This is a genomic window from Thiocapsa sp., from assembly GCF_035467215.1.
GTDB lineage: Bacteria > Pseudomonadota > Gammaproteobacteria > Chromatiales > Chromatiaceae > Thiocapsa.
Window position 1 is genome coordinate 1 of record NZ_DATITZ010000199.1, and the last position, 5,954, is coordinate 5,954.

The 5,954-nt window shown below is 63.9% G+C and carries 8 protein-coding genes; all 8 read right to left on the reverse strand.

Annotated elements, in window-relative coordinates; all coding sequences use genetic code 11:
• Positions 1–257 (reverse strand): hypothetical protein (locus tag VLR48_RS11015; protein ID WP_325291831.1); only part of this gene is annotated, 257 nt, incomplete at its 3' end.
• Between the two features lie 34 nt (positions 258–291).
• Positions 292–435, reverse strand: coding sequence for a hypothetical protein (locus VLR48_RS11020; RefSeq protein ID WP_325291832.1), 144 nt, complete (start codon positions 433–435; stop codon positions 292–294).
• A 22-nt stretch (positions 436–457) separates the two neighbouring features.
• On the reverse strand, positions 458–1,123 hold the full coding sequence (locus tag VLR48_RS11025; RefSeq protein ID WP_325291833.1) for a DNA methyltransferase: 666 nt from the start codon (positions 1,121–1,123) through the stop codon (positions 458–460).
• Complete coding sequence (locus tag VLR48_RS11030) at positions 1,120–1,896, reverse strand: hypothetical protein (protein WP_325291834.1); 777 nt, start codon at positions 1,894–1,896, stop codon at positions 1,120–1,122. Before VLR48_RS11030 ends, VLR48_RS11025 begins: the two co-directional genes overlap by 4 nt.
• The gene (locus VLR48_RS11035; protein ID WP_325291835.1) at positions 1,874–3,046 is read right to left on the reverse strand and encodes an AAA family ATPase; all 1,173 of its coding nucleotides are present in this window, start codon (positions 3,044–3,046) and stop codon (positions 1,874–1,876) included. The genes VLR48_RS11030 and VLR48_RS11035 overlap by 23 nt, the downstream gene beginning before the upstream one ends.
• Positions 3,047–3,073: 27 nt before the next feature.
• The gene (locus VLR48_RS11040; protein WP_325291836.1) at positions 3,074–3,502 is read right to left on the reverse strand and encodes a type II toxin-antitoxin system VapC family toxin; all 429 of its coding nucleotides are present in this window, start codon (positions 3,500–3,502) and stop codon (positions 3,074–3,076) included.
• Positions 3,499–3,750 (reverse strand): type II toxin-antitoxin system Phd/YefM family antitoxin, encoded by a 252-nt coding sequence (locus tag VLR48_RS11045; RefSeq protein ID WP_325291837.1) that lies wholly within the window; start codon positions 3,748–3,750, stop codon positions 3,499–3,501. The genes VLR48_RS11040 and VLR48_RS11045 overlap by 4 nt, the downstream gene beginning before the upstream one ends.
• Positions 3,751–3,876: 126 nt before the next feature.
• Positions 3,877–5,883: a DUF6079 family protein gene (locus VLR48_RS11050; RefSeq protein WP_325291838.1), complete on the reverse strand. Its 2,007-nt coding sequence runs from the start codon at positions 5,881–5,883 to the stop codon at positions 3,877–3,879.
• Positions 5,884–5,954 lie beyond the last annotated feature (71 nt).

The window sequence follows — 5,954 nt, forward strand, 5'->3', positions numbered from 1 at the left end:
CTCCACACACCGCCTTCGCGCTCCTCGCACTCATCCACCTGCCAACACTGCGCCACCGGGGTGATCAGTGCGGGAAACGCGCGGGTAATCATCGCGAAATAATTCGGGAATCGGCCGGTGAAACAAAGTGAGCGACAACAGTTCTTGCCAATCTTGTATACGATTAGCGCCGGCGCGCGCTTCGGCGTCTGAATCGTCTCGCCGGTCGCGCTGTCGAGCTTGGTGACGTACGCTCGGTCCATGCGCTGCTTCGTCATCTCCGCCCCGCAATGGGGACAGGAAAACTGCTCCTTAGACGCGCTTGGTCTGCGGGTCCAGCGCCTCGGCCGTGAAGTTGATTTCACCGGCACATTCGGGGCAGGTATACAGCTGGCTCCAGACGGTGTACTCGATGCGCCCCTTGGTCTTTCCATCCGTGTGCTGGGTCTCGTACATCCAGTCGATCTCTTCTTCGACCTCATTGAGCAGCTGCTTCCCAGCCCGGGCAAAGGCATCGACGTCGAACGGCAGGTTGTAGTTGGCGGCGATGAAGGTGGCGGCCGGCGACAGGTCGTTGAGGATGACCCGCCGCGCCCCCCCATTTGGGCGCCGGCTTGCCCTGCGTTTTCCACTCCATCTCCAGACCATGGCGGTAGACCGCAGGTGCTGACGCGCACCACTGCGCCGCCACGCCGGTCATGCCGGAGCCCGCGAAGCCGTCCAGCACGATGTCGCCGGGCTGGGTGTAGTGCAGGATCGATGGAACGATGGCCAGATGCGGGACCTTCGTGTGATACGAGTGCGCTTTGTAGAGCGGGTCGGTCTTGCCTACCGAAACATCGATCGCCAGCGGCTCCCGGCTGTAGCTTTCGGACGGGTGATATGGCTTTCCGTAGCAGGCGACGAAATCCCCGAGCCAGGGATTCAGGCACGCGGTGTAGTAGGGCGGATCGGACATCGCAAGGATCGCCTCGTCCGTCCCCTGCGGAAACCCCTCCTGATTCCGGAGCGCCGGGTCCTTAAGCTTATCTGCCAGCAGCTTCAGGAAGTGCTCGCGGCGGGCGTCGTCGTTGGGAAAGGTTTGGCCGAGGCATTCGATTGGGCCGGACGAGCGCGATTCCGGCATGTTTAGAAGATCGTTCATGTGTCAGATCCGTTTGCGACGCCGACGTTCGCGCCCGGGTCGAGCAGCGGCAATAAGCGGGTTGCGGCCTCGCCGAGATAATCAGCCAAGCCGGTTTCCTGTCCGCGGCCTTTAAGCACCGACAGGGGCGTGGTCTCCAGGCACTGACGCTCTCGGTCGAGATCGCCTTGAGTCAGGCAATCGACGACCAGCTTCATGTCCCGGTCTTCCTGCTCGGTGGCTCGGCGACGGTCCCCGCGCAGCCGCTCGGGGTTTGTGATTGGATCGAAGCCCAAGCGCTTGCGCTCATTTTCTAGCAGCGTTGTTTCCCTCTCGTTCTGCGGCTCGTAGCCGTAAAGAATCCACGCCTCACGCTTCGGATCGGGCGCGGCGATAGCGACGTGGAACGCGAGCTTGTCAGTAAGCTCTGCACGCGCGCGTTCTATGCTCGTGCGCCGTTCGGGCTGGTTGTCCATGTCTCGCACCAGCACGACCGCCTTGATGTCGTCGTCCTGTTCGTGGGCCTGAAGCACCACTGGCAGGGCCTTTCGCGCCGCGGCGCCGTCAGGGCCGAGTCCGCGACCATGGACCCTGACACGATGCTGTGGGGCGAGCGGGCCTAAGCCCATCCACTGGGTGTATGGCGTCCGTGGCTCAATGCCGGTCCATTCCCGGAGGCTCGGAAGCGTCTCGGCATCGATCCACTCTGCATCGCCTTCGATGAAAACGCGATCAGCGAGAATGCTTGCAGTGTCGGTGTCGGCCCGTGCCTCAACGATCAGTACCAGCCGCATGGGCATCTCCCTTGTCCGAGTTGACTGGGCCGATGACCCAATCCTCACCAACGGAGGTCAAGAACTCGCCGGTTCGCAGCACACCGCGGAAACGCTCGGCATCGGGGTGGTCGGCCAGACAGGCGGCGGCGGTGCCGTCGTCGCGAAGATTGAGCACCCAGACCTCGTCGTCGTTGAGCTCATCGATGAGGTACGGTGAGTGGCTCGTGGCAACGATCTGAAGGTCGGGATGCTGATCGAGTGTCTTGCGGAGCAGATCGATCAGCTGGGTTTGGGCGCGCGGATGCAGGGAGCGGTCGAGATCGTCGATCAGAAGGAGTCGGGGCGGTTCAGGCTCGGTCAGGAAGGTGAGCAGGCCGAGTAGGATCAGCGTGCCTTCGCTGAGGGCGGATGCGGGCAGTTCCTTGCCGGAGCGCGTGTCCAAGACCAGCTCGTCGCCGATGACCGGCTCGTGATTGGCGTCCTCTTTGTCGTCGAGTAGTGCCAGCAGCCTTCCGGCTTGCGTCGTGGAGGTTCCGGGCGTGGGACGCTTCATCTCAACACGGCGAACCCGGATCGAAAGTACGCTCGGAACGAGCTCGATCAGTTGCTGCTCAAGGGTTGAGAAGCGCTCGCGTTCGTAGGTCATCAGGTGGGCAATCGTGGATGCCAGGCCGGAGCCGTCGTGGTCTAGCTTGGCATCGACCGAACCGAGAAAACTCGGGGCGGCAAGGCGCGGTGCATCCAGGCGGAGGAGGCGTGCCGGACCGACAGCGATTTTTGCTTCTTGCAGGAGTGGCGGATCAGCAAACAACCTTCCATCGCGATCGCCGAGATCAGCTTTCCGACCGCCTAGACGAAAGCTCACCGCGTCGGTGGAGCTGACTTCGAGCACCCAAAGCGTTGGCCCAGCGTTGTTGCCGGCGTCAGGCAGGGCGTCACCAGCAAACGACAGGCGATAGCCCGGCGATCCACGCCGGGCAAGAGCTGCGTCGGACCCTCCAGGCGCGATTGCACGAGAGTCGCGGAGCGCCGCTGCACCGAGTGCGATGCCCTGCAAGACTCCGGTCTTGCCCGCCCCGTTCGGCCCAACCAAAAACGTCAGCCGTTGCAACCGGATCTTGGTGTCGACGTGGTTCTTGAAGTCGATCAGCTCGATGGTCTGAAGCATAACGAGGGGCCGCTCCGTTTGATGGGTTCAGTGGGCATCCGGTGGCACCTGCCAAGGGTTGGCCACACGCAGACCGGGCAGCTCGAAGTCGCCCAGATTGCGGGTCACAAGGGCCAGGCCATGGACGAGCGCGGTCGCCGCGAGCAGGCTGTCGATGGCGGGCAAGGGTCGGCCCGCCTCGACGCAGAGTCGGCCCCAGCGATCCGCGATAGCGGCGTCGAGAGCGAGAATACGGCCGGAAAAATAGCTTGGGATCTCACCATCCAGCCACGCGGAGAAGCGCGTCTTCCGTTCGCCCTCCGGCATTGCGTAGATGCCCTTGCGCAACTCGCCAAGGGTCAGCACGGATAGGTACAGCCCACTGGACGGCTGGATCTGGAACCAACGGGTCACGCCTGGATGCGGCTTTCGCTTCTTCAGTTCGGACAGGACGTTGGTGTCTATCAGCCAGGTCACAGGTCGATCTCGCGGGTCAGGCTCTCATCCCGGGGGAACTCGACGTCGTCGGCGCCATACAGGGGGGAGCGGCGCATGAAGTCCACCAACGACTCCTTCGGCCTTGTAAGCTGGTCGTAATCCGCGCGGGATAGGACGACGACGGCAGGCTCGCCGCGCAGGGTGATCTCCTGCGGCTCGTGCTCGGATGCGAGCCGGACCAGCTCGCTGAGGCGTGCCTTGGCGTCTTGCAGTGCCCATTGTTTCATGTCGATCTCCTGGGGCAACCAGTCTGTCTAGTCGGTTGGGGATGAGTATAGTCGAGCGGCGTGCTCCGGGGGCGACAGGATCGAGCTCGCTCGCGACCGTCCGACGGATCGCCCGCAAGCGGGCTCCTACTCGACGACGAAGCGCAGCTTGCTGGTGTCCTTGCCCTTGCACCGCTCATTTAGGAACGATTCGAAGCGCTTACGCAGCTCATCCGGCGCCGCCGGGGATCCGCCGGAGAGCAGTGCCTGCTTGATGTCGTCTGCGCTGACGGTGATCTTTTCGAGCCCGGACAGCGCCTCCTGCACCGCGCTGATGAAGCCTGGGGTCACCGAGTCGGGCAGTGTTCTCTTGGCGAGGAACCCCTGGATCTGGTCGCGCTGTCCCGCTCGGAGCAGATCGAATTTGGCCTGGGTGATGGGGTCGTCCAGGTTGTCCAGCAGGGTTTGTTGCCAGGCGGTGAGCAGGCCGTCCAGCTCGTCATCGAGGCCCTTGAGCACATTGGCCGCGGGGAGCATCTCGCCCTGCTCGTTGGCGGGCCTGAAATTGCAGTGCGGGCAGACCGGGCTTGCGGCCAGCTCGGACTCGATGAGTGCGGCACAGCTCTTGAGCTTGTCGAGCTTGTCCTCGAATGCGGTGAGCTGGCCGGTCGGCATCAGGGAGATCGCGGCCAGCGCCCGCAGGGTGAAGAGACGCGGGTCTTTGCGCAGGGCGGACTTGGTCTTGTCCTCGGAGACGCCGAGCCGGGCTTTCGCATGGCTGGCTACGTAGGCGGCGACATAGCCCTTCTTCAGCGCGGCGAGCCGTTGCCGGTATTCCGCGGCATGCTGCGCGGTGCGGTCTTGCGCGAGCTTGTCGAGGATCTCCTTCCGGGCAGTCTGGGCTTCTTGTGTCCAGGGGTGACCGCTTTCGAGCACCATCTCGGCCTGGGACAGATAGGCCGCGGTGGTCCCGAGATCGGCGACCAAATCGCGGAGACGCTCGACCTGGGCGAGGACGCCTAAGTTCTTCTTCTGCGTGTCGACGTCGGCCTGGGTGACGCGCAGGTTCTTGAGCTTGCCGACGGTGTTGTAGGGCTGGAGGCTCTCCAGGAAGGTCTTGAACGCGGCCAGCCGCTGATGCAAGTCGGTCAGCTCGTCATCCCGCAGAAGGGGTTGTCCCCAGAAGCTGAGACGGCTTTGTAGGTCGGTGCCGGCGGTCAGCAGGCGGCTGACCTGCTCGGAGACGGCCTTTTGCAGCTCCTTGACGGGCTCTTCCTTACCCTGGGTGGCCATCTGGGCGAGGCCGGTCGGCAGATTCAGCGCCTCGAACAGGGCGCGCAGCACCGAGACGTTGATCTCCTTGGGGGCCTCGATGTGCTTGAAGGCCTTCAGATCGTCCAACGACCGCTCGGCGAGCAGTGAGATCGAGCCTGCGTCGATCTTGTCGCCGGTGATGGCCAGCACGATGTCGTCGGAGTAGACGAGGCCGGCGAGCACGGCCACCAGCAGGTCCGGCTCCAGGCGGAACTTGACCGGGGCGAAGTATTCGATGTCGGTCGTCCCGCTGAGCAGCTCGCTGCGGTTGACGACCTGCCCGTGCCCTTTGGCATGGAGACGGTTCAGAACCTCCTGGGCATAGCGGGAACGGGCCGGCTCGATGCGGTCACCGTCCAACATCTCCAGGGCATCCAGCACGGCGACCGCGTCCTTGGTGCGGGAACCGCCGGCGAGCCAGCGCGAGGCGCTGCCGACGTACTGCTTGCGGTTCATCTCGGTGAGCAGGAGCGAGAACGCCGGGTATTCGGGGGCGAGATCGGCGAAGTGCTGCCCGAGGGCGAGGCCGGAGACGACGTTGACCACGTCACGGAAGTTGATGCGCTCCTCGGCGCCGAGCCTGGCTTTGTCCCGCATGGAGACGCCGCGGACCCAGTCTTTCAGCGGCTTGCTCTTGCCGCCGTAGGCGACCTCCAGGGCCGTCATCTGTTTCTCCTGGAGCCATTTGCTCATGGCGCGCAGGGCGTCCTGCGCCTTGGAGAGGTAGATGGACTTGGCGTTGCCGCTGGCCGTGGCGGCGAGGTCCAGGGCGGCGGCGTAGGTGCTTAGGCTAATGGGATGGTCCGCCCCGCTCCTCCAACGAGCCCGTAGCGGGCACAATGAGCGATGTCTATCGAACATCGTCAACCGAGGTAACGGAGCGGACCAATGAGCGAGAATAGCAAAGAGCG

Bases quoted from the DNA above. Each gene is read 5' to 3' on its own strand.
- VLR48_RS11035 (WP_325291835.1), bottom strand. From the start codon at position 3,046: ATGCTTCAGACCATCGAGCTGATCGACTTCAAGAACCACGTCGACACC.
- VLR48_RS11020 (WP_325291832.1), bottom strand. From the start codon at position 435: ATGTACGAGACCCAGCACACGGATGGAAAGACCAAGGGGCGCATCGAG.
- VLR48_RS11030 (WP_325291834.1), bottom strand. From the start codon at position 1,896: ATGCGGCTGGTACTGATCGTTGAGGCACGGGCCGACACCGACACTGCA.
- VLR48_RS11045 (WP_325291837.1), bottom strand. From the start codon at position 3,750: ATGAAACAATGGGCACTGCAAGACGCCAAGGCACGCCTCAGCGAGCTG.
- VLR48_RS11025 (WP_325291833.1), bottom strand. From the start codon at position 1,123: ATGAACGATCTTCTAAACATGCCGGAATCGCGCTCGTCCGGCCCAATC.